This is a genomic window from Amycolatopsis sp. NPDC054798 (assembly GCF_053611505.1).
In genome coordinates this window covers 1-24,900 of the sequence record NZ_JBSHAM010000031.1, presented here as the reverse complement: position 1 = coordinate 24,900, position 24,900 = coordinate 1, and the positions used below count along the sequence as shown (strand labels likewise).

22 protein-coding genes are annotated in these 24,900 nt (G+C 68.2%); 13 read left to right on the top strand and 9 right to left on the bottom strand.

Annotated elements, in window-relative coordinates:
- Positions 1 to 3 precede the first annotated feature (3 nt).
- Together ACWGIC_RS20450 and ssd are read right to left on the bottom strand one after the other, a co-directional pair.
- A complete protein-coding gene (locus ACWGIC_RS20450; RefSeq protein WP_452077516.1) occupies positions 4 to 1,155 on the bottom strand; it encodes a TadA family conjugal transfer-associated ATPase in 1,152 nt (383 codons plus the stop codon).
- Positions 1,156 to 2,214: a septum site-determining protein Ssd gene (gene ssd, locus ACWGIC_RS20445; RefSeq protein WP_452077515.1), complete on the bottom strand. Its 1,059-nt coding sequence runs from the start codon at positions 2,212 to 2,214 to the stop codon at positions 1,156 to 1,158.
- Between the two features lie 689 nt (positions 2,215 to 2,903).
- Between ssd and ACWGIC_RS20440 the strand changes: the two genes are divergently transcribed.
- The 8 genes from ACWGIC_RS20440 (at position 2,904) to ACWGIC_RS20405 (ending at position 13,133) form a co-directional block, all read left to right on the top strand.
- Entirely contained in the window at positions 2,904 to 3,725 is an 822-nt protein-coding gene (locus ACWGIC_RS20440) for an HAD family hydrolase (protein WP_452077514.1), read from the top strand.
- Between the two features lie 673 nt (positions 3,726 to 4,398).
- Positions 4,399 to 6,171 (top strand): glycoside hydrolase family 3 protein, encoded by a 1,773-nt coding sequence (locus tag ACWGIC_RS20435; RefSeq protein WP_452077584.1) that lies wholly within the window; start codon positions 4,399 to 4,401, stop codon positions 6,169 to 6,171.
- On the top strand, positions 6,168 to 7,448 hold the full coding sequence (locus ACWGIC_RS20430) for an exo-beta-N-acetylmuramidase NamZ family protein (protein ID WP_452077513.1): 1,281 nt from the start codon (positions 6,168 to 6,170) through the stop codon (positions 7,446 to 7,448). Before ACWGIC_RS20435 ends, ACWGIC_RS20430 begins: the two co-directional genes overlap by 4 nt.
- 11 nt (positions 7,449 to 7,459) lie before the next feature.
- The gene (locus ACWGIC_RS20425) at positions 7,460 to 9,214 is read left to right on the top strand and encodes a serine hydrolase (protein WP_452077512.1); all 1,755 of its coding nucleotides are present in this window, start codon (positions 7,460 to 7,462) and stop codon (positions 9,212 to 9,214) included.
- 211 nt (positions 9,215 to 9,425) lie between these two features.
- The gene (locus tag ACWGIC_RS20420; RefSeq protein ID WP_452077511.1) at positions 9,426 to 10,427 is read left to right on the top strand and encodes a MurR/RpiR family transcriptional regulator; all 1,002 of its coding nucleotides are present in this window, start codon (positions 9,426 to 9,428) and stop codon (positions 10,425 to 10,427) included.
- A gap of 16 nt (positions 10,428 to 10,443) precedes the next feature.
- A complete protein-coding gene (locus ACWGIC_RS20415) occupies positions 10,444 to 11,373 on the top strand; it encodes an N-acetylmuramic acid 6-phosphate etherase (protein WP_452077583.1) in 930 nt (309 codons plus the stop codon).
- Positions 11,374 to 11,464: 91 nt separating this feature from the next.
- Positions 11,465 to 12,541 carry a HoxN/HupN/NixA family nickel/cobalt transporter gene (locus ACWGIC_RS20410; RefSeq protein WP_452077510.1) on the top strand — a complete coding sequence of 359 codons (1,077 nt, stop codon included), beginning with the start codon at positions 11,465 to 11,467 and terminating at the stop codon, positions 12,539 to 12,541.
- Between the two features lie 13 nt (positions 12,542 to 12,554).
- Complete coding sequence (locus ACWGIC_RS20405) at positions 12,555 to 13,133, top strand: hypothetical protein (RefSeq protein ID WP_452077509.1); 579 nt, start codon at positions 12,555 to 12,557, stop codon at positions 13,131 to 13,133.
- A gap of 60 nt (positions 13,134 to 13,193) precedes the next feature.
- Here ACWGIC_RS20405 and ACWGIC_RS20400 read toward each other — a convergent pair whose 3' ends face one another.
- The gene (locus ACWGIC_RS20400) at positions 13,194 to 13,646 is read right to left on the bottom strand and encodes a carboxymuconolactone decarboxylase family protein (protein WP_452077508.1); all 453 of its coding nucleotides are present in this window, start codon (positions 13,644 to 13,646) and stop codon (positions 13,194 to 13,196) included.
- 71 nt (positions 13,647 to 13,717) lie between these two features.
- Here ACWGIC_RS20400 and ACWGIC_RS20395 point away from each other — a divergent pair, with 71 nt between their 5' ends.
- On the top strand, positions 13,718 to 14,596 hold the full coding sequence (locus tag ACWGIC_RS20395; RefSeq protein WP_452077507.1) for a sigma-70 family RNA polymerase sigma factor: 879 nt from the start codon (positions 13,718 to 13,720) through the stop codon (positions 14,594 to 14,596).
- Between the two features lie 2 nt (positions 14,597 to 14,598).
- Here the strand turns inward: ACWGIC_RS20395 and ACWGIC_RS20390 are convergent, their stop codons facing one another.
- A complete protein-coding gene (locus ACWGIC_RS20390; protein WP_452077506.1) occupies positions 14,599 to 15,474 on the bottom strand; it encodes an aldo/keto reductase in 876 nt (291 codons plus the stop codon).
- An 88-nt stretch (positions 15,475 to 15,562) separates the two neighbouring features.
- Here ACWGIC_RS20390 and ACWGIC_RS20385 point away from each other — a divergent pair, with 88 nt between their 5' ends.
- On the top strand, positions 15,563 to 16,132 hold the full coding sequence (locus tag ACWGIC_RS20385) for a TetR/AcrR family transcriptional regulator (protein ID WP_452077505.1): 570 nt from the start codon (positions 15,563 to 15,565) through the stop codon (positions 16,130 to 16,132).
- Here ACWGIC_RS20385 and ACWGIC_RS20380 read toward each other — a convergent pair.
- From ACWGIC_RS20380 to ACWGIC_RS20360, 5 genes are all read right to left on the bottom strand, one after another.
- Positions 16,117 to 17,937, bottom strand: a complete 1,821-nt coding sequence (locus tag ACWGIC_RS20380) for a helix-turn-helix domain-containing protein (protein WP_452077504.1) — start codon at positions 17,935 to 17,937, stop codon at positions 16,117 to 16,119. The genes ACWGIC_RS20385 and ACWGIC_RS20380 overlap by 16 nt on opposite strands.
- Complete coding sequence (locus ACWGIC_RS20375) at positions 17,934 to 19,241, bottom strand: MFS transporter (RefSeq protein WP_452077503.1); 1,308 nt, start codon at positions 19,239 to 19,241, stop codon at positions 17,934 to 17,936. Before ACWGIC_RS20375 ends, ACWGIC_RS20380 begins: the two co-directional genes overlap by 4 nt.
- 34 nt (positions 19,242 to 19,275) lie before the next feature.
- Positions 19,276 to 20,025 (bottom strand): 3-hydroxybutyrate dehydrogenase, encoded by a 750-nt coding sequence (locus ACWGIC_RS20370; RefSeq protein WP_452077502.1) that lies wholly within the window; start codon positions 20,023 to 20,025, stop codon positions 19,276 to 19,278.
- An 89-nt stretch (positions 20,026 to 20,114) separates the two neighbouring features.
- Complete coding sequence (locus ACWGIC_RS20365) at positions 20,115 to 20,837, bottom strand: oxidoreductase (RefSeq protein ID WP_452077501.1); 723 nt, start codon at positions 20,835 to 20,837, stop codon at positions 20,115 to 20,117.
- The gene (locus ACWGIC_RS20360; protein ID WP_452077500.1) at positions 20,834 to 21,331 is read right to left on the bottom strand and encodes a phosphoribosyltransferase; all 498 of its coding nucleotides are present in this window, start codon (positions 21,329 to 21,331) and stop codon (positions 20,834 to 20,836) included. Before ACWGIC_RS20360 ends, ACWGIC_RS20365 begins: the two co-directional genes overlap by 4 nt.
- Positions 21,332 to 21,444: 113 nt before the next feature.
- Between ACWGIC_RS20360 and ACWGIC_RS20355 the strand changes: the two genes are divergently transcribed.
- The 3 genes from ACWGIC_RS20355 to ACWGIC_RS20345 all read left to right on the top strand — a co-directional run bounded on the left by ACWGIC_RS20355 (position 21,445) and on the right by ACWGIC_RS20345 (position 24,786).
- Positions 21,445 to 22,023: a GNAT family N-acetyltransferase gene (locus ACWGIC_RS20355; protein WP_452077499.1), complete on the top strand. Its 579-nt coding sequence runs from the start codon at positions 21,445 to 21,447 to the stop codon at positions 22,021 to 22,023.
- Between the two features lie 118 nt (positions 22,024 to 22,141).
- Positions 22,142 to 24,121 carry an acetate--CoA ligase gene (acs, locus tag ACWGIC_RS20350; RefSeq protein WP_452077498.1) on the top strand — a complete coding sequence of 660 codons (1,980 nt, stop codon included), beginning with the start codon at positions 22,142 to 22,144 and terminating at the stop codon, positions 24,119 to 24,121.
- Positions 24,122 to 24,258: 137 nt separating this feature from the next.
- On the top strand, positions 24,259 to 24,786 hold the full coding sequence (locus ACWGIC_RS20345) for a DUF6319 family protein (RefSeq protein ID WP_452077497.1): 528 nt from the start codon (positions 24,259 to 24,261) through the stop codon (positions 24,784 to 24,786).
- Positions 24,787 to 24,900 lie beyond the last annotated feature (114 nt).

The following is a 24,900-nucleotide window of genomic DNA, read 5'->3' as shown; positions in this document are numbered from 1 at the left end:
GAGCTAGTCGCGGGCGGGTGCGGGACTAGTCAGTGCGGTGAAGAGAGGACGACGGCTCGTCCAGTGGCCGTCGCGCCAGACGGGGTGGATTCTTACTTCTCCGTGGTAGCGCTGGAGTACTGCGACTTCCGTCAGGCGGCGGCCGGTGGTTGTTCGGCGCATGTGGAGGATTACGCGGACTGCTGCGGCTAGTTGGCTGTGCAAGGCATCCCTGGGCAGACCGCCTAGAGCTGCCAGTGCTTCCAGGCGTGCGGGGGCTTCCGCGGGAGAGTTCGCGTGCAGGGTGCAGGCTCCGCCGTCGTGGCCGGTGTTCATGGCGTTCAGCAGGGAGCACACTTCTGCGCCGCGGACCTCGCCGACGATCAGCCGGTCTGGGCGCATTCGCAGGGCTTGGCGAACCAACTCAGGCAGAGAGACGACACCGGCGCCTTCTACGTTCGCGGGGCGGGCGACGAGGCTGACGAACTGTGGGTGAGTCGGGCGTAATTCGCCGGCGTCTTCCACGCAGACGATTCGTTCGGTCGGCGCTACCGCACTCAGCAAGGCGCTCAGGAGCGTCGTCTTCCCGGCACCGGTACCGCCGGTGATCAGGAAAGCCAAGCGGTGCTTGAGGATTGTCTGAAGGATGGTCAGGGCGGTGGGGTCGAGGGAGCCGTGGGCGTGGAGTGCGGCTAGGTCGTGAGTCACCGGGCGCAGGACCCGTAGTGACAGGCAGGTGCCGTTGGCGGCGATCGGCGGCAGTACGGCGTGGACACGGATTCGGCCTTGCCGGGCGGGGAGCCAGCCGTCTACGTAAGGCTGGGCGTCGTCCAGGCGGCGACCGGCGGCTAGGGCCAGACGCTGCGCTAGCCGGCGGACGGCGTCCTCGTCCGGGAAGCGGATCGTCGTGTGAGCGAGGCCAGCCGGCCCGTCGGTCCATACCTGATCGGGAGCGGTGACCAGGACGTCGGTGATGCTGTCGTCCTCCAGCAACGGGGCCAGCGGCCCTGCGCCGACGAACTCGTCTCGGGCTTGGCGGACGGCGGCTAGTACCGCGTCGTGGCTCAGAGCGCCACCGGCTTCTGCGCGGACGGCTTCGGCCAAGGCGATCGGGTCGGTGCCGCGGCTTTCCCCGGCCAGACGGTGGCGGACTCGTTCTACCAACTCGGTCGTCATCTATGCCGCCTGCGCGGTGGGAAGAGGGCGCACGTTGGCCAGTACGGCTCGGGCGGCGGTGACCAGTGCACCTTTCGGGGGCAGGTCGAACTCGCCGGATTCCAAGGTGGTGGCTACTCGGCGTTCTGGAGCTACGGCAGCGATCAAGGGCGGGCCAAGCATGCCCGCGGTTTGCGAAGCCTGGACACCGTCGATGGGATGTCCACTTGCGACTATCGCGAAACGCTCGGTGTGCGGGCGGAGGCAGTTCAAGACCTGCTTCGCTGCCATGCAGGCACGGAATTCGACCGGGACGACCACCACGATTAAGTCGGCGACGGAAGCGACGGCGGCTGTGCCCTCGTCGAAATGGCGGGGCAAATCGCAGACGACGGTGCGTCCGGCGCGGCTGCCCGCGGCGACCACAGCGGACAGCGCACGAGGTGTCGGACCGTCGCCGGAGCGGCCGCAGGACAGCACGGGAAGCTTGCCTCGGCTCGGGAGAGACGCGATCAGAGAAGGGACGGAAACCCGGCCGGACAATCGGACTTCCGGCCAGCGCAGGCCTTTCGTGTGTTCGAGGCCTAGCGGGAGATCCAATCCGCCGCCTAGCGGGTCGCAGTCGACCAAGAGCGCGGAGCCGGTGCGAGCGGCTTCGACGGCGACCGCAGCGGCAAGCACTGAGGTGCCGGAACCGCCTCGGCCGCCTACGAAAGCGACTACGGGGCCGGGAGATTCTGCTGGCGCGTCGGTGACATCGGCGAACGCGCCAGTCAAACCCGCTTCGTCGTCGGGAAGGCTGTACACGCGGCGGGCGCCGAGCGCGGCGGCGCGCCGCCAGGTTTCCACATCGGGTGCGCCTTTGCAGACGAGCACGACACTGTCGCGTACTGGCATTGGCGGGCTGTCGACAGCAATGTCCTCGTCCAGCACCACGAGCGGAGCCCGGGTCCATCGTCCGCGTGCGGCGGCCAGATCCGGCGCGTGGTCGAACTCGCAGCCGACTACGGCGGCGACGCGGCGGATCTCTTCGAACACGGTGCCCTCGCCGGAGACGACGAGCGGTTGTGCGGTGGCCATGTGCCCCTCCCCTGGGTCTCGTGGGCCGGACTTCCACCGTCGCCCGCCCCCAGGCCACGCGACAAGGACCGCTTTTCCGCCCTGTGGACAACCCAGGGGTTGTGGACAACCCAGGGGCCGAAATCGATCCAGAACTGCCGGAGCGTCCGCCCGTACCGGACAATGCGCGGCTCCGCACATTCGGCCGAGAAAACGATTGCTGCGAAGAACCTCCGGAAAATCGAGCGGAAAGAAGCAAATTTGCCGCACCGGAAGCAGTAACCGACACAGAGACCGCAGAAAATGCCGAAAGGGTAAGCGAGCGGTTAACTGATCTTGCCCGCAAGGCGCTCAGCGGACGACCGCAACAGCGCAGGTCAGCCCGAAAACGCAGGCAGCGCAATGGTTTCCGACCAGACCTGAAAATTGTTCGCCGACGCGGAAACGGGAGAATAGAAGGCGGCCCTCGCCAGGGGGGAGGGACGAGGGCCGCCAGGGGTTCAGCCCCGGGGGGTCGGACTGAACCAGCCCGGTTCACGACCGGGTCAGTTCACTGTAACTCCGTTAGCTATGAGTTGGCTGTGTGAGTGACACATACGATTCGATAACGGCACCCGAGGCCGTAAGCGAGTCGATGTCATCGATTTTCCGGCCGTCGCCACGCCCGGTGTGCTGCCAACAACACCGCGCGGTACGCCTATCCTGATCACGTGGCCGAACCCCGCAGCGAAGAAGCACCCCGGCGCGTAGCCGCCTTCTTCGATCTCGACAAGACGATCATCGCGTCGTCCAGTGCGCTCGCGTTCAGCAAGCCGTTGCTGCGCGAAGGGCTGATCAACCGGCGCGCAGCACTGAGAAGTGCTTACGCGCAACTGGTTTTCTCGCTCGCCGGCGCGGACGCGGAGAAGACCGAGCGGATGCGGGCCGAGGTTTCCGCGCTGTGCGCGGGCTGGGATGTCGCGCAGGTTTCCGCGATCGTGCGCGAAACATTGCACGACGTAGTCGATCCGCTCGTTTACGTAGAGGCGACCGACCTCATCACGCAGCACCTCGCCGACGGACACGACGTGATCGTGCTTTCGGCGACCGGCGAGGAGGTCGCCGCGCCGGTCGCGGAGATGCTCGGCGCGACCCGTTGCGTCGCCACCCGCATGGAGATCGTCGGCGGCCGCTACTCCGGCGAGGTCGATTTCTATTGCTACGGCGAGAACAAAGCCGTAGCCGCGAAGCAGCAAGCCGCCACCCACGGTTACGACCTCGCCGACTGCTTCGCCTACACCGACTCCAGCACCGACATCCCGCTGCTGGAGGTGGTCGGCCATCCGCACGCGGTGAATCCGGACAAGCTGCTGCGCCGCGCCGCGGACGAGCACGGCTGGCCGATCCTCGCGTTCGAGCGGCCGATGTCGTTGCGCACGCGGATCCCGGCGAAGTCGGCGGGGATGGTCGCGCTCGGCGTCGGCGCGGTGGCGGCGGGCGCGACCTGGTACAGCCTCAGCCGTCGCCGACGTTCTCGCGGCACCGGCCACTGAGCACCCGCGTGGCGGTACCAATCCCGCGGTTTCCGCAGCTAGGCCCGTTGCTGAGGGTGGTGCCGTCACCGGATCGAGCCTCTGTACCGGTGCACCCGTACGCGCACTTGAAGTGACCGCGCTCACGGCGTAGAAAGTAGGTGCGGACGTTGATTCGGCCAGGACAGAGGTAGAAGAGAAGCCTCTGTCACCCCGGGCAACCTCCGTGCGCGGACTCCGGGTACCCACGCGCAGCACGCCGCGGGAGGCTCGTCGTCTAGGGACTGCGTACCGGGACGCCGGACGCCGAGTCCATGAAGGTACGACCAGAGTTGCACGCTTGGTCGCCCGAGATGTTCGCGCTGACTGGCGGTGCCCGTTGGCCCTTGGCTGACGGGCACCGCCAGTGTTATGTCCACCGACGGCATATTCACGCGCAGCGGACCGAGCCGGGCTCGAAGAAATCCGCGCGCACCCAGGTGCCGTCCTCCCAGGTGAACCCTCCCGTTCCTGCGCTCGGCCGATGGACAACCCCGTGTCGCGGTGAGTAGCTTCCCGATACCGGTGCTGCCCGGTGGACGCTTCACGACTCGCGTCCTCGCCCGCGGCGGCACGCGACACTGGGAGGCAATTCGTGACGAACCGACTCGCGCGCACGCGGAGGCTGCAGGTGTTCGCTGTTCCCCTCGCGGGGGTGCTCGCCGTCGGGGGGTTGAGTTCCTCGGCGTTCGCGGCGCCGAAACAACCGCAGCAGACGCCCCAGCAGACGGCCGCGCAGCTCGACGCCGCCGCGGCGCAGGCGCTGCGCGGGATGAGCCTGGAAGAAAAAGTGGGGCAGCTGTTCGTCACGTGGGTGAACGGGAAGTCCGCCGACGAGGTCAACCCGAAGAACCAAACCGATTTCGGCGTCGACACCGCCGCGCAGGCGGTGCAGAAGTACCACCTCGGCGGCGTCATCTACTTCAACAACACCAGCCGGGACAACTTCGACGACCCGGTTCAGGTCGCGAAGCTGTCCAACGGCCTGCAGCGCGCGGCGATCTCCAGCGGCGCGCACATCCCGCTGCAGATCGGCACCGACCAGGAGGGCGGCACGGTCACGCGGATGGGCGCGCCGGCCACCGAGTTCCCCAACTCGATGGCCATCGCCGCCGGCCGGGACACCGGCAACGCGACCAAGGTCGCCACGATCCTCGGCCACGAACTGCGCGCGGTCGGCATCAACCAGGACTACGCGCCGGACGCGGACGTCAACTCCAATCCGGCCAACCCGGTGATCGGCGTCCGGTCGTTCTCCGGACGGCCTGACCTGGCCAGCAGTTTCGTGACCGCGGAGGTCAAGGGCTACCAGGAGTCCGGGCCGGCGAGCCAGACCGTCTCGTCCACCGCGAAGCACTTCCCCGGCCACGGCGACGCGGCGACCGACAGCCACACCGGGCTGCCGAAGATCAACCGCACCGAGGAGCAGTGGCGGGCGATCGACGTGCCGCCATTCAAGGCCGCGATCGCCGCGGGCATCGACTCGATCATGAGCGCGCACATCCAGTTCCCGAGCCTCGACCCGTCCGGTGAGCCGGCGACGCTGTCGAAGCCGATCATCACCGGCAAGCTGCGCGGCGAACTCGGCTACAACGGCGTCGTGATCACCGACTCGCTCGAGATGCAGGGCGTGCGGGAGCTGCACAGCGACGCCGAAATCCCGGTCCTCGCGCTGAAAGCCGGCGTCGACCAGCTGCTCATGCCGGTACACCTGGACGTCGCGATCAACGCTGTGCTCGCCGCGGTGAAGTCCGGCGACCTGCCGATGCAGCGGATCGACCAGAGCGTGCTGCGGGTGCTGAAGCTCAAGCTGAAGCGCGGGATCCTGTACTCGCCGTTCACCAACCCTTCGCAGGTCATGAAGAAGGTCGGGACGCCGGAGCACCTGGCCACCGCGCAGGGCATCGCCGACCGGTCGGTCACCGCGATCGCCAACGACGCCGGGGTGCTGCCGCTCAAGCAGAAGCCGTCGACCGTGCTGGTCACCGGCTGGGGCGCGACCACGACGCAAGCGCTTGCCGGCAGGTTCACCGCGCACGGCACGAAGGCGACCGCGCTGGCCACCGGACAGACGCCGACCGACGCGCAGATCGCCGAGGCCGCGGCAGCCGCGAAGCAGAACGACGTTGTCGTGGTGCTGACCAACAACCTCGGCGGTTTCCCCTTGCAGGGCAAGCTTCTGCAGGCGCTGATGGACACCGGCAAGCCGGTGGTCGCGGTCGCCGCGCAGATTCCGTACGACGCCGGGTACGCGAACCCGGTGCCGACCTGGCTCGCTACCTACGGCTACATCACGCCGTCGCTCGAAGCGCTGGCCAAGGTCGTGCTCGGCGAGACGAAGCCCAGCGGGAAGCTGCCGGTCGACGTCCCCGCCGGGGCGGACGTGCACACCGTCAAGTACCCCTTCGGACACGGACTGACCTGGTGACTCTCAACCGCAGGAATTTCCTGGCCGTTCCGGCGCTCGCCGTCCCGGTGCTCGCGGGCGGATCGGCAGCGGCACAGGCGGCCCCCGAAGCAACCGAAGCGCCGCAAGCTGAGCTGGAACGCCGGGTGCTCACCGGTGCCGAACAGCTCGCCGCGCGGGGCTGGCGTCCGCTCGCCGGACGCAAGCTCGGCGTGCTGTCCAACCCGACCGGTGTGCTCGCCAACGGTGACCACGTTGTCGACTCGATGGTCGCGGCGGGCGTACGTCCCGTCGCGGCCTTCGGGCCCGAGCACGGCTTTCGCGGTAGCGCGCAGGCCGGTGGCTCCGAAGGCGACTACACCGACCCGCGCACCGGTATCCCCGTGTACGACGCGTACGGCGCTAACGCGACGAAGCTCGCTTCGCTCTTCCAGAAGGCCGGACTGGACACTGTCGTCTTCGACATCGCGGACGTCGGCGCGCGCTTCTACACCTACATCTGGTCGCTGTACACGGCGATGGTCGCGGCAGCGAAGGTCAACGCGGCCTTCGTCGTCCTAGACCGGCCAAACCCCATCGGCGGACGACTGTCCGGGCCGGTGCTCGACCCGAAGTTCTCGTCCGGTGTCGGGCTGAAGCCGATCGCGCAGCAGCACGGTATGACTGTCGGCGAGCTAGCGCGGTTCTTCGCCGCCGAGTTCTTGCCCGGCGAAGGCGTGAAGCTGGCGAAGCTCGAAATCGTCGAGGTACGCGGCTGGCGACGCGACAGCTTCTTCGCTGACACCGGTCTCCGTTGGGTGCTGCCGAGCCCGAACATGCCGACGCCGGACACCGCGCTCGTGTACCCGGGCACAGGCATGTTCGAGGGCACTGTGTTCTCCGAAGGACGCGGCACCACCCGGCCGTTCGAAATCATCGGTGCGCCCGGCCTCGACTGGCATTGGCGCGAAGAGCTCGAGAAGCTCCACTTGCCGGGCGCAGCGTTCCGCGAGATCTACTTCGTGCCGACTTTCGGCAAGTTCGTGAACGAGCCTTGCGGCGGCGTACAGGTCACCGTCACCGATCCGCGGGCCTTCGACGCGATCAGCACCACCGTCTCGATGTTCGTGACGGCCAAGCGCGTCGCGCCCGACAAGTTCGCCTGGCGGCCGGACCACATGATCGACAAGCTGTCCGGATCCGCGCGGCTGCGCACCATGGTCGACGCCGGCGCCGGGGTGGACGAGATCACCGGCGCGTGGCGCGCCGAACTCGCCGACTTCGCCCGCAGACGCCGCCCCCACCTGATCTATCGCTGAGGAGAGCGGTCATGCGTGCTAGGAAAGTGCTCGTCGCGACGTTGGCCGTCCTAGTCGCGGCCACGACGACCGCGGGAGCAGCCACGATCGACAACCGACACGGCGGCTTCGCCGGCCGCTTCGACCGTCCGCAGCACGGGTTCGCGCCGGCGAGCACGAAGCTGCGGGACGGCAGCCCCGGCGAGGTCAACCTCGACCCGCGGCCGATCCGCGACGCCGAGCAGTTCCTGAAGAGCTGGACGCAGCCGGACGCCAGCGGGCATCCGCACTTCTCCGGCGCGGTCGGCCTGCTCGCGCACGACGGCGTGGTCGTGGACCGCTACGCCGTCGGCGGCGCGCTGCGGTACGCCGACGCCAAGGGCACCGAACTGCCGCCGGACCAGCAGGTCCCGATGCGGAACGACACCATTTTCGACATGGCGTCGATCTCGAAGCTCTTCACCTCGATCGCCGCGCTGCAGCTGACCGAGCAGGGCAAGCTGGACGTCAACGCCCCGGTCGTGCGCTATCTGCCGGACTTCGGCGTCAACGGCAAGCAGGACGTCACCGTGCTGCAACTCCTCACGCACACCTCCGGCTTCGACGCCGACCCGTCACCGTCGCTCTGGCAGGGCTATCCGGACATCCCGTCGCGGCGCAAGGCCGTGCTCGACAGCCCGCTCAAGAACGCGCCGGGCAGCACGTACCTGTACTCCGACCTCAACATGCTCACCCTCGGCTTCCTGATCGAAAAGCTCTCCGGCAAGCCGCTCGACCAGGTCGTGCACGAGCGCATCACGGTGCCGCTCGACATGGTCGACACCGGTTACAACCCGCCCGCGTCGAAGCTGGGCCGCGTCGCCGCGACCGAGTACGAGACAACCCCGCCGCGCGGGCTCGTGCGCGGACAGGTGCACGACGAGAACGCCTGGTCGCTCGGCGGCGTCGCCGGGCACGCGGGCGTGTTCTCCACGGCGAGCGACATGGCCGTGCTCTGCCAGGCCATCCTCAACGGCGGCAGCTACCGCGGGCACCGGATTCTGCGGCCGGACACCGTCACGAAGATGCTGACGAACTACAACCAGCGCTTCCCCGGCGACGAGCACGGGCTCGGCTTCGAACTGGACCAGCCTTGGTACATGGGCGCGCTGGCGTCGCCGATCAGCGCGGGCCACACCGGCTTCACCGGCACCACGCTGGTCATCGACCCCCAATCGCGGTCGTTCGCGTTGCTGCTCACCAACCGCGTGCACCCCACGCGCACCTGGGGTTCCATCAACACCGCCCGTCAGGTCTGGGCGACCTCGCTCGCCAAGGCGATGGCCGTACGCCCGGTCGAAGGCCGCGACGCTTGGTACGCGAGCCCTGGAAACAACGGTGTCGCTACGCTCAGCACTCAGCCGCTTCCAGTCGGTGCGCCACTGCGAGTGTCCTTCGCCGCTTTCGTCGACACAGAGGGCCCGAGCGACCCGTTGCAGCTCGAATCCAGCACCGACGGGGTGAATTGGCAACCTGTTCCGCTTCAGGCCCGTGGCCCGGGTGCACCCGGCGGCGAGACGTCCTCGCTCAGCGGGCACGGGCACCGGTCCTGGTGGCGGGTGTCTGCGGAGGTGCCCGCGTTTGCCGTTACCTCACTTAGGTGGCGTTACAGCACCGATCCGAATTACACGGGTCGGGGAGTTTCCCTCGATAGTGTGAAAGTCACCCAACGCGGCCATGTCGTTCTCGATGGTGAGCGAAACCCCTCGGAGCTGGCCTCTTCCGGCTGGATTTTGAGCGCTCGGTAGGCACCCCGGCGCGCATTGCCACCATTGTGTCCCCACTCAGTGGAACAAAACTCCTTCGCTAGACACACTTAGTTGCCAAGTCGTTAGCTTGAGCTCGTTAACGCGGTGGACCCGGTTGGCGACTTTCTTGACAACGATTAATCGCAAACCGAAGTCCGCAGACACGGACGGGTTGTGGTTCTGCCGAAGGATGTGGGTAGCCTTGTCGCAAATGCCAACGGTTAGTAACTTTCCGACGGCGGATGATACTGATTCCGTAGTCAGCAGCGCACCCTCTGAGCACTTCGCTGGTCAGACGACGGGGCGCGACGCCGATGCGAGCCCTCTGGTCCGCATCCGCTCTCTGCTGCCCGGACTCGCCCGGGCCGAGCAGCGCGTCGCGAAGGTCGTCCTCGAGGATCCGGCCGCCGTCGCGCGCCGCAGCATCACCGAGGTCGCGCTCGCCGCGAACACCTCCGAGACCACCGTCACGCGCTTCTGCAAGGCCGTCGGCGTCGGCGGCTACCCGCAGCTGCGCATCGCGCTCGCCGCGGACACCGCCCGCACCGAGGCGCGCTCCTCGCGCAACCTCGGCGGCGAGATCGGCCCCGGCGACGACCTGGCGGCCGTCATCGGCAAGGTCAGCTTCGCCGACGCGCGCGCTGTCGAAGAGACCGCGGACCAGCTCGACGTCGCGTCGCTGCAGAGCGTCATCGACCTTGTCGCCGAAGCCGGCCGGGTCGACGTGTACGGCGTGGGCGCAAGCGCTTTCGTCGCCGCTGACCTGCAGCAGAAGCTGCACCGGATCGGCCGGGTCAGTTTCTCCTGGTCGGACACGCACATCATGCTGACCTCGGCCGCCGTGCTGAAGCCGGGCGACGTCGCGATCGGCGTCTCGCACACCGGCGCGACCACGGACACGGTCGAGGCGCTGCGGGTCGCGCGCGAGCACGGCGCGGTGACCGTCGCGGTCACGAACTTCCCGCGCTCGCCGATCACCGAGGTCGCCGACCACGTGCTCACCACGGCGGCCCGCGAAACGACCTTCCGGTCGGGGGCGACCGCGAGCCGGATCGCCCAGCTGACCGTGATCGACTGCCTCTTCATCGGCGTCGCACAGCGTCACATGGAGGCGTCGGTCAGCGCGTTGGACGCCACGAGGGACGCGGTCGGCTCGCACCGGCTCGGGGTCAGACCTGACGGTCGTCGTCGTCCGCGGGAAACCGGCAAGTGAACCAAGAAGCGAGGATCTGATGTCCGTCCCCTGCCAGACGGTGCACGTCGATTCGCCTACCGAACAACGAAACCCGCGCACGGTGGACATCGATCTGATGTCCACCATGGGGATCCTCGGCGCGATCAACGCCGAGGACCGCCGGGTGCCGGACGCGGTGGCCGCGGTGCTGCCGCAACTGGCCCGCGCGGTCGACTACGCCGTCGAGGCGTTGCGCGGCGGGGGGCGCGTGCATTACGTCGGCGCGGGCACCTCTGGCCGCCTGGCGACGCTGGACGCCGCCGAGCTGGTGCCGACGTTCAACGTGCCCGGCGACTGGTTCGTCGCCCACCACGCGGGCGGGGAGAAGGCGCTGCGGCAGGCCGTCGAGAACGCTGAGGACGACGCGGACGCCGGTGCGGCGGAAATCGCCCTCTCGGTGCGGCCGGGCGACTTCGTGCTCGGCCTCGCCGCCTCCGGGCGCACGCCGTACGTGCTCGGCGCGCTCGCCGAGGCCAGCCGGATCAGCGCGCACACCGGGCTCGTCTCGGCCAACCCGCGCGCCGCGCAACCGCCTGGCGTGGACGTGCTGATCGCCGTCGCCACCGGCCCGGAAGCCATCGCGGGCTCGACCCGGATGAAGGCGGGCACGGCGCAGAAGCTGATCCTCACCGCGTTCTCCAGCGCGACGATGATCAAGCTGGGCAAGACGTACTCGAACCTGATGGTGAGCATGCGCGCGACGAACGCGAAGCTGCGCGGCCGCACCATCCGGATCCTGCAGGAAGCGACCGGCATGACGATGGCCGACTGCTCGGACGCGCTCACCGAAGCCGGTGGCGACCTCAAGGTGGCGCTCGTGCACCTGCTGTCCGGCAGCGATGTCACCCGCTCCGCCGAGGCGCTGTCCGCTGCGGGCGGGCACGTGCGCAAGGCGCTCGATTCGCTGCACCTGCGCGCCGGCTGAGCTTTACCTGATTGTCTGTGAAGGGCTCCTTGCGGGAATCTGATTCCGGCAAGGAGCCCTTCACGGCTTTCCGGTGAGCGAGAGGACGACGATGACGCAGCGGCTCACTCGCGGCGACCGTTGGTCGATCGGCGGCATGGCGGCCGTGATCCTGCTGCTCAATCTCGTCGGCTGGGGTTTGCTGGTTCTGGTTGTCGCGCCTCGGCATTACGCGCTCGGCGCGGGCGGCACCTTCGGCATCGGCCTCGGCGTCACCGCGTTCACGCTTGGCATGCGGCACGCCTTCGACGCCGACCACATCGCCGCCATCGACAACACCACGCGCAAGCTGATGGCCGACGGGCAGCGTCCGCTGTCGGTCGGGTTCTGGTTCTCCCTCGGGCATTCCACGATCGTCTTCGCGCTGTGCCTGCTGCTGTCGATGGGCGTCCGCGCGATCGCCGGACAGCTGGAGGACGACGGTTCCGCGCTGCACGAGACGACCGGGCTGATCGGGACGTCGGTGTCCGGGATTTTCCTGTACCTCATCGCGATCATGAACCTCGTCGTACTCGTCGGGCTCGCGCGCGTGTTCGCCGGGATGCGCCGCGGCGAACTGGACGAGGCCGAACTCGAACGCCATCTCGACAACCGCGGCCTGATGAACCGGCTGTTGCGCGGGGCGACCAAAGCGGTGCGGAAGCCGTGGCACATCTATCCGGTGGGAGTCCTTTTCGGACTCGGTTTCGACACCGCGACGGAAATCGGGCTGCTCGTGCTCGCCGCGGGCGCGGCCGCGTTCGCCTTGCCCTGGTACGCGATTCTCGTGCTGCCGATCCTGTTCGCCGCCGGGATGAGCCTGTTCGACGCCGCGGACGGCGTGCTCATGAACTACGCCTACGGCTGGGCGTTCTCCCGGCCGATCCGGAAGATTTATTACAACCTCACGGTCACCGCGCTTTCCGTAGCGGTCGCGCTCGGCATCGGGACCATCGAACTGGTGACACTGCTCGCGGAGAAGCTCGGCATTACCTCTGGCCCGCTCGCCGCGATCGCCTCGGTGGACCTGGACTACGTGGGCTTCGCGATCGTCGGACTGTTCGTCGTCACCTGGTTGGCCGCGTTCGCGATCTGGAAATTCGGGAGAATAGAGGAGAAGTGGGCCGCGCGGCTGGGTACCGCCGACTGACACTGGGGGCACCGTGAAAAGACAAGTGCTGATACTGGCGAGGGCGTTGTCGCTCGTGTTCCACCGCCGGGCCGACGTGCCGCCGGACGGCGTCGCGATCCACTACAGCCGTGGCATCCGTCCGCTGTTCTGGGTGATGCTGGCGGTCAACCCGGTCGACATCGCACTGGTCGAGGTGGTGGTGAAGTCCGTACCACTGCGGATCGCGTTGCTGGTACTGGAAATCCTCGGCGCGCTCTGGTTCCTCGCGCTCGTCGCGACGCTCTACAAGTACCCGCACTCAGTCGGCAAGGACGCGCTGCGGGTGCGCTATCTTTCCTTTTTCGACTGCCGGATTCCGTTGTCCAGCATCGATTCCGTCCGGCAGGTGAGCCGATCGCTGCGCGCGCGGGGCGGCGTCACCGTGCCCGAAGACGGCGTGCTGGCAGTGGGAATCAACCAGTCGACCAACCTCTCGGTCGCCCTGCGCGAACCGCAGGTGGTCGATCTCGGCCGCAAGGGCGCCGTCGAAATCACTCAGCTCGACTTCTGGGCCGACGATCCGCGAGCCGCCGTCGCCGCGATCCGGGATCAGCTGCCAGCGAGTGTGTGAAGCTGCCGGAAGCGGCGGCGGATCCCCGCACCGCCGCCCCGGCAACACCCCCAGTGCGTTTCAGAACGATCCGACCGGCTGGCGGATCGCGGCGTTGAGCCGGTTCCACACGTTGATCCCGGCGATGGACAGCAGCAGCGCCGACAGTTCCTTCTCGTCGTAGATGTCCGCGGCGGCGTCCCAGACCTCGTCCGGGATCGGGTCCGACTGGTCGGCCAGCCGCGTCACGCACTCGGCGAGTTCCAGCGCGGCGCGTTCGGCGTCGGTGAAGTACGGCGATTCGCGCCACGCGCCGACGGCCCAGATCCGCTCGTCCTTCTCGCCGGCCTCCTTCATCTCGCGGGCGTGCAGATCGACGCACACGCTGCAGCCGTTGATCTGGCTGGCCCGCAGGTGGATCAGGTGGTGCGTGGTCGCGGGCACGGTGCTGTCCTTCGTGGCGGTGGCCAGCGCCATCAGCGCCTTCATCGCTTCCGGGTGCACCTTGATCGGGTGGGTCATCCGAGCCTGCATGGTGATCTCCTCCTGTCACGTCCGCCGCGTTCGGCGGGTCTTGGTGGTAGGACCCGGCCCAAGGAGAAGATGTGACAGTGCGGGACGAAAAACAGGACGAGAATTTTTGGGCGGCTCAGTTCGAGGAGCATCGGCCCAGGTTGCGGGCGGTGGCGTACCGGATGCTCGGTTCGTTCGCCGAGGCCGACGACGCCATCCAGGAGACCTGGCTGCGGGTGACGCGGTCGTCCGGGGAGGACATTCGCAACACCGGCAGCTGGCTGACGACGATCGTGTCGCGGCAATGCCTCAACATGCTGCGTTCGCGCGCGACCCGCCGCGAGGACCCGCTGGACATCCGGGTGCCCGACCCCGTCGTGGAAACCGGGGACGGCGTCGATCCGGCGGAGCAGGAGGTCCTCGCGGACTCGGTCGGGCTCGCGCTGCTGGTGGTGCTGGAGGCGCTCGACCCGGCGGAGCGGCTCGCCTTCGTCCTGCACGACATGTTCGCCGTGCCCTTCGACGAGATCGCGACAATGCTCGACAAGAACACCGCAGCGGTACGGCAATTGGCGAGCCGGGCGCGGCGGCGTGTGCAGGGCGCGACGCCGGCCGGTCCGCCAGACCGCGCCCAGCAGCGCAAAATCGCGGACGCCTGGCTCACCGCGGCCCGCGGCGGCAACTTCGAAGGGCTCGTCACCCTTCTGCATCCGGACGCTTTGCTGCGCGTCGACACCGGCGGCCCGGACTCGAAGGTCGTGCGCGGCGCGGCCGAGGTCGCGGGCAACGCGTCGCGGTTCCGGCCGACCGGCATGGTGTCGCAGTACGCGACCGTCAACGGCGGTCCCGGCATCGTCGCCCTGCGCGACGGGAAGCCGGTTTCGGTGCTGTCGTTCACCGTGTCCGACGGGCTGATCACGGAGATCAACATCCTCGCCGACGTCGAGCGGATCGCGGCGTTGAACTTCTGAGGTCAGCCGAGCCGGTTCAGGGCAGCTACCGCTTCGGCGGGCAGCTGTACCTGGCCGGCAGCGAGGTTTTCGGCGAGATGCGCTCGCGTCGCCGTGCCCGCGATCAGCAGTGTGTCGTCGTAGCGCTGCAACAGCCAGGCCAGGGCGACCTGCGCCGGGGTACAGCCGAGTTCGGCCGCGATCCCGGTCACGACCGGATTGCCGCGCACGTCCTGGCCCTGCTCGAACGCGGACCCCAGCGGGAAGTACGGCACCCAGGCGATCCCGAGTTCCCGGCACAGCTCCAGCACCGGTTCGGTGGCACGGTAGAGCACGTTGTAGGAGTTCTGCACGCAGACGATCCCGGCTCCGAGCGCATGCCGGAGCTGGTCGGCTGACACGTTGCTCAGCCCGAGCGAGCCGATCTTCCCGGCGTCGCGCAGGGAGATCAGCTCGGCGAGCTGGTCGTCGATGTCGACGATTTGGTCGCCTTCCGCGATCAGGCCGGGTCCGGCGTCCGCCCGGCGCAGGTTGACCACGTCGAGCTGGTCGACACCGAGTGTGGCGAGGTTGGCCTCGACCTGCTCGCGAAGCTGCGCTGGCTGTTGCGCGAGCCGGAGCCCTTGCGATCCTTCCTCGGCACCGACCTTGGTCACCACGACCAGGTCGTCCGGATAGGGCGAGAAGGCTTCGCGGATCAGCTCGTTGCACCGGCCGTCGCTGTAGAACTGGGCCGTGTCCAGGTGGTTCACGCCCGCCTTCGCTGCGGAGCGCAGCAGTTCTACCTGGTCAGCGCGGTTGGTTCCGGGACGGCCGAGCTGCATCACGCCGTAACCGATCCGCGCGACCTCGTGGCCGGCGAGCTTCGCGGTGCCGCCGGGGGAAGTGGCTGCCGTCATGAGGAAAGACTCCTGCCGTGGCATAGTGGAAGGTGATGCGGAGGCGCCTCCGTATCACCACTGTAGCAGAAACGGAGGACCCTCCGCTTTGTCGAGCCCTAAGAAGCCGCGCGCGGACGCCGAACGCAACCGTCTCCGCTTGCTCGCTGCTGCCCGCAAAGCGTTCGGCGAAGGCGACGAGCCCGTCACGCTGGAGCGAGTCGCGCGCGAAGCAGGCGTCGGCATCGGCACGCTCTACCGTCACTTCCCTACCCGCGAAGCGTTGGTCGAAGCGCTGTACCGGGACGAGTTGGCGCAGGTTGTCGCGAGCGCACCGAAGCTGCTCGAGACCGAGAAGCCGCTTCGCGCACTACGTCGGTGGATGGACCGCTTCGCCGAGTACGCGAGCACTAAGCACGACATGGCCGACACACTGCGCGCGATTATCGAAGCAGGCACGGTCGACATGACTCAGGTACGCGCGGAGCTGACCGAGGCTGTCCAGCTGATCATGGACGCGGGCGCGGCAGACGGCACGCTGCGAGCGGACGTGCGCGCGCAAGACGTCGTCGTGACCGTCGTTGGCGCGTGCAGTATGCGGACGCTGCCGGGCGGGCCGGAGCAGCTGGACCGAATGCTTGACTTGATTCTCGCTGGAGTCCGTCAGCCGCCGAGTTGATGCACGCGCAGCGCGAGCTGGATCTCCAGTGACCGTTCGGGCTCGCGCCAATCCTCGCCCAGCAGCACGGTGAGGCGTTCCATCCGTTGCGCCACCGTGTTGACGTGGACGTGCAGGGTTTCCTTTGCCCGCGCCAAATTCCCGCCAGCCGCGTAGTACGCGCGCAGCGTGCCGATGAGGTCAGTGCCGCGGCGGGCGTCGTAGTCGAGGACTGGACCGAGCGTCGCCCGGACGTAGCCGGACAGGTCGGAATGGCGGCCGAGCAGAACGCCGAGGAATCCGAGATCGGACATCGCCGCGCCGTCGCCCTCGCGGCCGAGAGCCAGCAGAGTATTCACACATCGAACAGCTTCGGTGTACGCCTGCGCCAACGCTTCCGGCCCGCTTGCCGGACCAGCCGCACCGACCGTCACCGGACAGTCCACAACGGACTTCAGCTCCGCCGCGATTCGCGCTGCCGCAGGCTGATCCGGCGCGAGCGCGACGACCTGCTCCGCGTGCACACCGACCAAATCGCCGTACCGCGCACAGGCCGCGGCGAGCCCACGCCGGGAAATCCCGGCCGCGTGCGCGACCAAAACCGCGTGCGGTGCCGACAAATCGACGCCCAGCCGACGTGCGCGAGCCACCAGCGAACCCGGGTTGCGGGTCGGCGCGGTGAGCAAGTCCGTCAGCAACTCCCCGCGCACCTGGTCCTCGGCCTGAGCCACGGAACGGCGCAGCAGCAACAACAAGGCCGTGACAACCGCAGCCCGTTCAAAGAGGCGACGGTCGTCCCCGGCCAGCTCCGGCCGTCCGGACAACGTCAGGCTGCCGAGCAATTCGCGACCCGCTCGCACCGCGCAGACCCAGAAGTCCTTTGTGGATACTGCGCGGCCGTTGGCGTGTGACGAAGCCACTGCGGCCGCGTCGAAAGCCACCGCGGTACCGGCGAGCAACCCGCCTTCCTCGTCGTGCACGGCAATCGAGCCACGCAAGACTCCGGCCACTTCCGCTGCCACCGCAGGCAAATCCGCGCCGCCGAGCACGAGGTCCATCAGCCGGTCGTGCGCGTCGTCAGCCCGGCGCATCGTCGCGTTGGCCGCATTCAGCTCCGCAGCCGCCGAACGCGTTTCTTCCAGCAAATGCGCAGTGTCCAGCGCGATCGCGGCGTGCGCGGCCAACGACGACAGCAACGCGACCTCCGCCGTCGAGAACGCCCGCGACGACCGGTCGGACGCGTACAACACGCCCAGCACCTTGCCGCCGATCGCCAACGGCACGCCAAGGATCGCCTTGAGCCCTTCCTCGCGAACGCCCGCGTCGATCGGGTTCGTATGCCGGAACCGCTCGTCCTCGAAATAGTCCGCGGTCGCGTAGGGACGCGCAGTCTGCGCCACCAGCCCGCCGAGCCCTTCGCCCATCCCGAGCACAATCTGCTGGAACAGCGCGGAAACCGACCCGTCCGTGACCCGGATGTAGGTCTCGCCGTTCGCCTCGTCGTTGAGGCTGAGGTACGAAACATCCACGCCCAGCAACGTCCGCGCACGCCGGACGATCGACCGCAGCACCGCGTCCGGATCGCGCAGCCGGGCAAGATCGCTCGCAGTGTCGAACAACGCGGTCAGCTCGGCTTCCCGCCGCCGGTGCTCGCTGAGCGTCTCGCGGATCCGCAACGCCAGCTCGGTCGCCGAACCGATCGCGGCGGACTGCTCCGCGGACAACCCCCGGGCGGCGACGTGCGCGAGCTGCTCGCTGCTCGCTCCGGCGGCGAGCAGTTCGAGCAGCCGGCGATACGCCTCGGCAGTGGGGTCCACACCCGTCATGCTGTCATTGAAGCCTGCCGTTCAGCCGCCGTCTCGTGCAACGACGCGCCGCGCGTCTCGCGGGCAGCGAGCAGTGCGACCAGCGACAACAGGCACATCGCGACGACGTAGACCGAAACCGGCACCGTGGAGTGGTACGCCTCGAACAGCGCCACCGCGATCAGCGGCGCGACCGCACCGGCCGCGATGGACGACAGCTGACCGCCGACCGAAAGCCCGGTGTAGCGCACCCGCGTCGGGAATTGTTCCGCGAAGAACGCCGCCTGCGGCCCGTACATCGCGCCGTGCACCACCAGCCCGATCACCGCCGCGCCGATCACCGACCAGGTCGTGCGCAAGTCGAGCAGCCAGAAGAACCCGAACGACCACGCGGCCATGCCGACCACGCCGAACAGGTACACCGGTTTCCGGCCGATCTTGTCAGACAGCAACCCCCACAAGGGAATCGTCACGAAATGCACTGCGGATGCGACGAGCACCGCGGTCAGCCCAGTGGCCTTCGGCAGCCCGAGCCCGGTGGTCACGTACACGAGAATGAACGCGGTGATCACGTAGTAGGACACGTTTTCCGCGATACGCGCGCCGAACGTCACCGCCAGCGCGCGGAAGTGGCCGCGGAAGACGTCGACAATCGGTGCCTGCTCACGCTCGTCCGCAGCGGCCTTCGCCGCGATGAACACCGGCGATTCCGAAACCGCCAGCCGGATCCACAGGCCAAGCACGACCAGTACGCCGGACAACAGGAACGGAACCCGCCAGCCCCAAGCCTGGAAGGCCGCGTCCGACTGGGCTGACGCCAGGATCGCGAGCACCGCTGTGGCCAGCAGGTTCCCCGCCGGAACGCCAGTCTGCGGCCAAGACGCCCAGAATCCGCGACGCCGATCGTCGCCGTGCTCGGAAACCAGCAGGACCGCTCCGCCCCATTCGCCGCCGAGGGCGAAGCCTTGGATCAGCCGCAGCAAGGTCAACAGAATCGGCGCGAGCACGCCGACCGCGCTGTGCGTAGGCAGCAATCCCATCGCGAACGTCGAGCCGCCCATCAGCAGCAGGCTCACGACCAGCAGCTTCTTGCGTCCGATCCGGTCGCCGAAGTGCCCGAACACGAGTCCGCCGATCGGCCGGGCGAGGAACCCGACCGCGTAGGTGAGCAACGCCAGCAGGGTGCCGGTAAGCGGGTCGGCGGTCGGGAAGAAGAGCTTGTTGAAGACCAGCGCGGCGGCCGAGGTGTAGAGGAAGAAGTCGTACCACTCGATGGTGGTTCCGATCAGCCCGGCTCCGACGACGCGCAGCAGCTTTTTGTCCATAGTGGACTCCACTCTGTTGTGGGGAAAGGGGATTTCAGCCAGCGGTCCAGCCGCCGTCAACGGGAAGCGACGCACCGGTGAGGTGCCCGGCGGACTCGCCGCACAGCCACAGCACGAGAGCGGCGACGTCCTCGGGTTCGATCAGCCGCTTGATCGCGGCGCGGCGCAGCAAAACCTGCTCCAGCACTTCCTCCGGCGGCACACCGTGTTCGGCCGCCTGCGCTTCGAGCTGACCGGTGACGAGCGGCGTACGGACGTAGCCGGGATTCACGCAGTTACTGGTCACGCCGTGTTCCGCGCCTTCGAGAGCGGCCACTTTGGACAGCCCCTCGAGCGCGTGTTTCGCCGTGACATAGGCAGCTTTGTACGGACTCGCCCGCACGCCGTGGACGCTCGACAGGTTGACGATCCGTCCCCAGCCGCGCGCGTACATCGCGGGCAAACACCGGCGGATCAACAGAAACGGCGCGGTCACCATCAAGGACTGAATGAAGGCGAACCGTTCCGGCGGAAATTCCGGCAGCGGCGCGACGTGCTGAACGCCCGCGTTGTTGACGAGCACGTCGACGTCCGCGGGGAGTGTCTCCAGCGCCGCCGAGTCGGTCAGGTCCACGACGTGCGCCTGCCCGCCGACCTCAGCGGCCGCCGCCTCCGCCCCGGCGACGTCCACCACGTGCACCTTCGCCCCGGCCGCACCGAACGCCCGCACGCAAGCAAGCCCGATGCCGCTGCCGCCGCCGGTCACCAACACAGCGCGCCCGGCGAGGGAACTGTCACTGGTCATGGCCGGAAACAGTAAGTCGCTCCGACCAGGGCGACCATGGCTCAAGCCACTACAGAATGCCGTTCAGTGATGTGGTCAGGCCACACCTGTCAGCCAGCGGCCGACGAGATGCTCCGAGCCTCGTTCGCCCCGGTTTCGAAGGATTCGCAGCAGAAGAGCAGCCACTCGCGCACGCCGTCCGGCGTCCCGCCAGCAAACCCTTGCGCCAGTTCGACATACCGAGGCACCCGGCGGAAATAGGCCACCTCGGGCACCGTCAACGCCTTGGGATCGAGGCCCGTAGCGACCATCGACAGCCGCGCCGCCGCCCGGGCGACCACCCCGTCCGCCGAACCAAACGGTGCCAACGCCAGCAGCTCGCCGTGCACGACCGCGGTCAGCACCGGCCCGGGCACCGAAGTCGCGCCGGTGACGAGCTGGGCCAGCAACTCCAGCCGCTCGCCGCCGCGCTGCGGACGGCCGAGCTGATCCGGATCAGCCACCACGTCCGACGCGGCCAGCAAATGCAGCCGAGCCAACGCCTGCAACGGAGCCCGCCGCCACGTCGGCAGCAACGACTCCAGCTTCTCCGCCACGCGCAGCGCCCCGGCGAGCAGCGGATCGGTCACCGAGCCGTCTTCGGGCAATTCGGGATTAGCCCCGTCGATCCCCGCCGAAGCCCGCGCCGCGCGAACCGAAGCTTCGGCGGCGGTTTCCGCACCGCCACGCAGATTCGCGGGCAGCCGGTGCACGGCGAAGACGGCGTCCTGAGCAGCTTTCGCCGCCGCGGCAACGCCGTCCAGCTCCAGCAACGGCTTCAGTGGATCGCTCATGCGTCCAGCACCTGCCCGGCCCGCTCCACGACCGGAGGCAGCACCGACCACGGGAAGTTGATCCACCGGTCCGTCCGCTTCCACACGTACTCGCACTTCACCGTCGAAGCGGGCTTCTCGTAAACCACCGCGCACCGCACGTCCGCGACGTGGTCGGCGCAGAAGTCCCGAACGAGCTTGAGCGTCGCCCCGGTGTCCGCGACGTCGTCGGTGACCAGCACCTTCTTGTGTGTGAGATCCACCACGTTGGGCACCGGCGGCAGCATGACCGGAAGGTCCAGCCGCTGGTCGACCCCGGTGTAGAACTCGACGTTCATCACGTGCAGGTTCTTCACGTCGAGCGCGTACCCGAGCGCGCCGGCGACGAACAGCCCGCCGCGCGCGATGGAGAGAATGAGGTCGGGGGCGAACCCGTCGTCGGCCACCGCCTCCGCCAGCTCCCGGCTCGCCGAACCGAACAACTCCCAGGTGAGGTTTTCTCGTTCCTCGGCCATGCGCGCTCTCTTTCTCGGGTGGTCCGCCGAGCATAAGCGGCCGGAAAGTGGACTGCTGAAATGACTGGGAGATGGCACTTCGACACAGCCACTTGCCGTCGTAGCGTAGGCCCGTGACCTGGAACGAGCACCCCATTCTGTCCGGCCGCCACGTACGGCTCGAACCCCTCACGCCCGACCACGCGCCCGGCCTGTTCGAGGCGGGGGCCGACCCGGCCATCTGGGCCTGGCTGAGCGTTCGCCAGCCCGCCGACCTCGGCGAAGCCGAAACGATGGTGAAGGACGCGCTCGCCGACCCGGACCGCCGCGCGTGGGCACAGATCGACCTCGCGTCCGGCCGCGTCGCCGGCACCACCTCTTACTACCAGGTAGTAGCGAAGCACCGGATCCTGTCGATCGGGCACACCTGGATCGGCGCGGACTTCCAGCGCACCGCGCTCAACACCGAGGCCAAATTCCTCCTGCTGCGCAACGCCTTCGAGGACTGGGGAGCCCAGCGCGTCGCGTGGGAAACCGACAGCCGCAACCTCCGTTCGCAACGCGCCATCGAACGGCTCGGCGCGCTGCGCGAGGGGGTGCTGCGGGCACACCGGATCCGTCCGGACGGCACGACCCGCGACACGGTGCTCTACTCGATGACGGACGCCGAGTGGCCGGGCGCCCGTGCCCGGCTGCTCGCCCGCCTCGGCTGAGCCTCGCCGCACATCGCTTGGCGCTGCGCGCGCAACGTGGCTGCAACCTTGTCGTAGGCGGACTAACGTCGCTAGCGTTCCCTGAGCCGCGGGTTCGCACTACAGGAGGCTTTGCACCATGACCGAGCAGTCCCCAGCGTTGGACAACCTGCTCACGGAGAGCCGTACGTTTCCCCCCAGCGACGAATTCGCTGGTCAGGCGAACGCGAAGGCCGAGTTGTACGCGACGGCGGACGCTGACCGGGAGCAGTTCTGGGCCGGACAGGCGGAGCGGCTGTCGTGGGACACGAAGTGGTCTCAGGTATTGGACTGGACCAATGCGCCGTTCGCGAAATGGTTCGTCGGCGGGAAACTGAACGTCGCCTACAACTGCGTGGACCGCCATGTCGAGTCCGGCCACGGGGACCAGGTCGCGATCCACTGGGTCGGCGAGCCGGGCGACACCCGCGACATCACCTACGCGCAGTTGAAGGACGAGGTCTCCAAGGCCGCGAACGCGCTGACGTCGCTGGGCGTCGTCGCCGGGGACGTCGTGGCGATTCAGCTGCAGATGGTGCCCGAGGCGATTTTCGCGATGCTGGCGTGCGCGCGGATCGGCGCACTGCACAGCGTCGTGTTCGGCGGCTTCTCGCCGACGGCACTGCGCGCGCGGGTGGACGACGCGGCGGCGAAGATCGTGATCACTTCGGACGGTCAGTACCGCCGGGGCAAGGCCGCGCCGATGAAGGCGAACGTCGACGAAGCCTTGCAGGGCGCGGAAACCGTGCAGAAGGTCATCGTCGTCAAGCGCACCGGCAGCGACCTCGAAGGCGAGACGCCGTGGACCGAGGGCCGCGACCTGTGGTGGCACGAACTGGTCGACGGACAGTCCACAGAGCACAAGCCGGAAGCGTTCGATTCCGAACACCCGCTGTTCATCCTGTACACCTCGGGCACCACCGGTAAGCCGAAGGGCATTCTGCACACCTCCGGCGGCTACCTGACCCAGACCGCGTACACCCACAACGTCGTGTTCGACCACAAGCCGGGCGAGGACGTCTACTGGTGCACCGCCGACATCGGCTGGATCACCGGGCACTCGTACATCGTGTACGGGCCGCTGGCGAACCGCGTGACCCAGGTCGTCTACGAAGGCACGCCGAACACGCCGCACGAGGGCCGGCACTGGGAAATCATCCAGAAGTACAAGGTCTCGATCTACTACACCGCGCCGACGCTGATCCGCACCTTCATGAAGTGGGGCGAGGACATCCCGGCGAAGTACGACCTGTCCTCGCTGCGGGTGCTGGGAAGCGTGGGCGAACCGATCAACCCCGAAGCCTGGATCTGGTACCGGGAAAAGATCGGCGCGAACAAGACGCCGATCGTGGACACGTGGTGGCAGACCGAAACCGGCGCGATCATGATCTCGCCGCTGCCCGGCGTCACCTCCGCCAAGCCGGGTTCCGCGCAGCGCGCGCTGCCGGGCATCTCGGCGAAGGTCGTGGACGACACCGGCGCCGAGGTTCCGCACGGCGGCGGCGGATACCTGGTGCTGGACAAGCCGTGGCCGTCGATGCTGCGCGGCGTGTGGGGCGACGACGAGCGCTTCCGCGACACCTACTGGTCCCGTTTCTCCGAGCAGGGCTACTACTTCGCCGGCGACGGCGCGAAGTACGACGGCGACGGCGACATCTGGCTGCTCGGCCGCGTGGACGACGTGATGAACGTGTCCGGGCACCGGATCTCGACCACCGAGGTCGAGTCCGCGCTCGTGTCGCACCCGACGGTCGCCGAGGCCGCGGTCGTCGGCGCGACCGACCCGACCACCGGACAGGGCATCGTCGCGTTCGTGATCCTGCGCGGCAACGCTGTCGACGGCGGGGATGACGCAGTGCAGAAGCTGCGCAACCACGTCGCGAAGGAGATCGGGCCGATCGCGAAGCCGCGGCAGATCATGGTCGTGGCCGAACTGCCGAAGACCCGCTCCGGCAAGATCATGCGCCGGCTGCTGCGCGACGTCGCGGAGAACCGCCAGATCGGCGACGTCACCACGCTCGCCGACTCGTCGGTCATGGACCTCATCTCCTCCGGACTGAACTCCGGCAAGGAGGAGTAAGTTCTTCACCGTCAGGAAGGGGCTCTCCCGGCTGGGAGGGTCCCTTCCTGCATTGATCCCCTGAAAGTGCGGACATCGAACGCATGTTCTAAGATGCCCGCGTACCCAACCCAGATCCGGGCAAGGAGACGACACGAATGTCCGTGGAAGCCTTGACGCACGACGAGGACACTGCGGCCGGGCCGGCGGCGGCGTCATCGCCGCAGGCCGCCGGCACCCCGGAGGCCCCGGAAGTCACCGAGCCCACTGCCGCTCCCGCGGAGAAGGCCGATTCGGACGCCGCCCCGGCGGACGCCTCGAAGCCGGAGTCCGAAGGGTCTTCAGAGACCTCGGCCGTTGATTCGCCGAAGCCGAAGCGCGGCCGCCCGAAGGCCGCGGCGTCGACGGCGAAGAAGACCCGCACCGTGGAGCTGACGCTGACCGTCACCGGCACGGCGGACGGCGAATGGCAGGCCGAGCTGAAGAACGGCGCGAAGTGGGTCGCGAAGGGCCTGGCGGTCCCGGCCGCGGCGGTGTCGCGGGCAGCGAAGGAACTGCACGACGACCTGTCCGGCCCGATCGACGAGGTCATCAACGCCGCCCGCGAGGCGCAGGCCGCGAAGGTCGCGCAGCTGGAGGCCGAGCTGGAAGCCGCCAAGGCGGCGCTGGCCGAACTCGACAACTGAGCAAGACCCCGGTTCGCCCGGGTCCGGTGTCCGCTGTGGCGCCGGACCCGGGCGTTCGTCGTTTCAGCTCCCTGACCAGGTCCGTGAGGGGAACCCTGAGGGAATCTGATTCCC

What these genes read in the sequence shown, in the direction of transcription:
- ACWGIC_RS20450 (WP_452077516.1), bottom strand. Translation starts at nt 1,155, where the DNA reads ATGACGACCGAGTTGGTAGAACGAGTCCGCCACCGTCTGGCCGGGGAA.
- ssd (WP_452077515.1), bottom strand. Translation starts at nt 2,214, where the DNA reads ATGGCCACCGCACAACCGCTCGTCGTCTCCGGCGAGGGCACCGTGTTC.
- ACWGIC_RS20425 (WP_452077512.1), top strand. Translation starts at nt 7,460, where the DNA reads ATGCGTGCTAGGAAAGTGCTCGTCGCGACGTTGGCCGTCCTAGTCGCG.
- ACWGIC_RS20420 (WP_452077511.1), top strand. Translation starts at nt 9,426, where the DNA reads ATGCCAACGGTTAGTAACTTTCCGACGGCGGATGATACTGATTCCGTA.
- ACWGIC_RS20410 (WP_452077510.1), top strand. Translation starts at nt 11,465, where the DNA reads ATGACGCAGCGGCTCACTCGCGGCGACCGTTGGTCGATCGGCGGCATG.
- ACWGIC_RS20400 (WP_452077508.1), bottom strand. Translation starts at nt 13,646, where the DNA reads ATGCAGGCTCGGATGACCCACCCGATCAAGGTGCACCCGGAAGCGATG.
- ACWGIC_RS20390 (WP_452077506.1), bottom strand. Translation starts at nt 15,474, where the DNA reads ATGACGGCAGCCACTTCCCCCGGCGGCACCGCGAAGCTCGCCGGCCAC.
- ACWGIC_RS20380 (WP_452077504.1), bottom strand. Translation starts at nt 17,937, where the DNA reads ATGACGGGTGTGGACCCCACTGCCGAGGCGTATCGCCGGCTGCTCGAA.
- ACWGIC_RS20375 (WP_452077503.1), bottom strand. Translation starts at nt 19,241, where the DNA reads ATGGACAAAAAGCTGCTGCGCGTCGTCGGAGCCGGGCTGATCGGAACC.
- ACWGIC_RS20370 (WP_452077502.1), bottom strand. Translation starts at nt 20,025, where the DNA reads ATGACCAGTGACAGTTCCCTCGCCGGGCGCGCTGTGTTGGTGACCGGC.
- ACWGIC_RS20365 (WP_452077501.1), bottom strand. Translation starts at nt 20,837, where the DNA reads ATGAGCGATCCACTGAAGCCGTTGCTGGAGCTGGACGGCGTTGCCGCG.
- ACWGIC_RS20360 (WP_452077500.1), bottom strand. Translation starts at nt 21,331, where the DNA reads ATGGCCGAGGAACGAGAAAACCTCACCTGGGAGTTGTTCGGTTCGGCG.
- acs (WP_452077498.1), top strand. Translation starts at nt 22,142, where the DNA reads ATGACCGAGCAGTCCCCAGCGTTGGACAACCTGCTCACGGAGAGCCGT.
- ACWGIC_RS20345 (WP_452077497.1), top strand. Translation starts at nt 24,259, where the DNA reads ATGTCCGTGGAAGCCTTGACGCACGACGAGGACACTGCGGCCGGGCCG.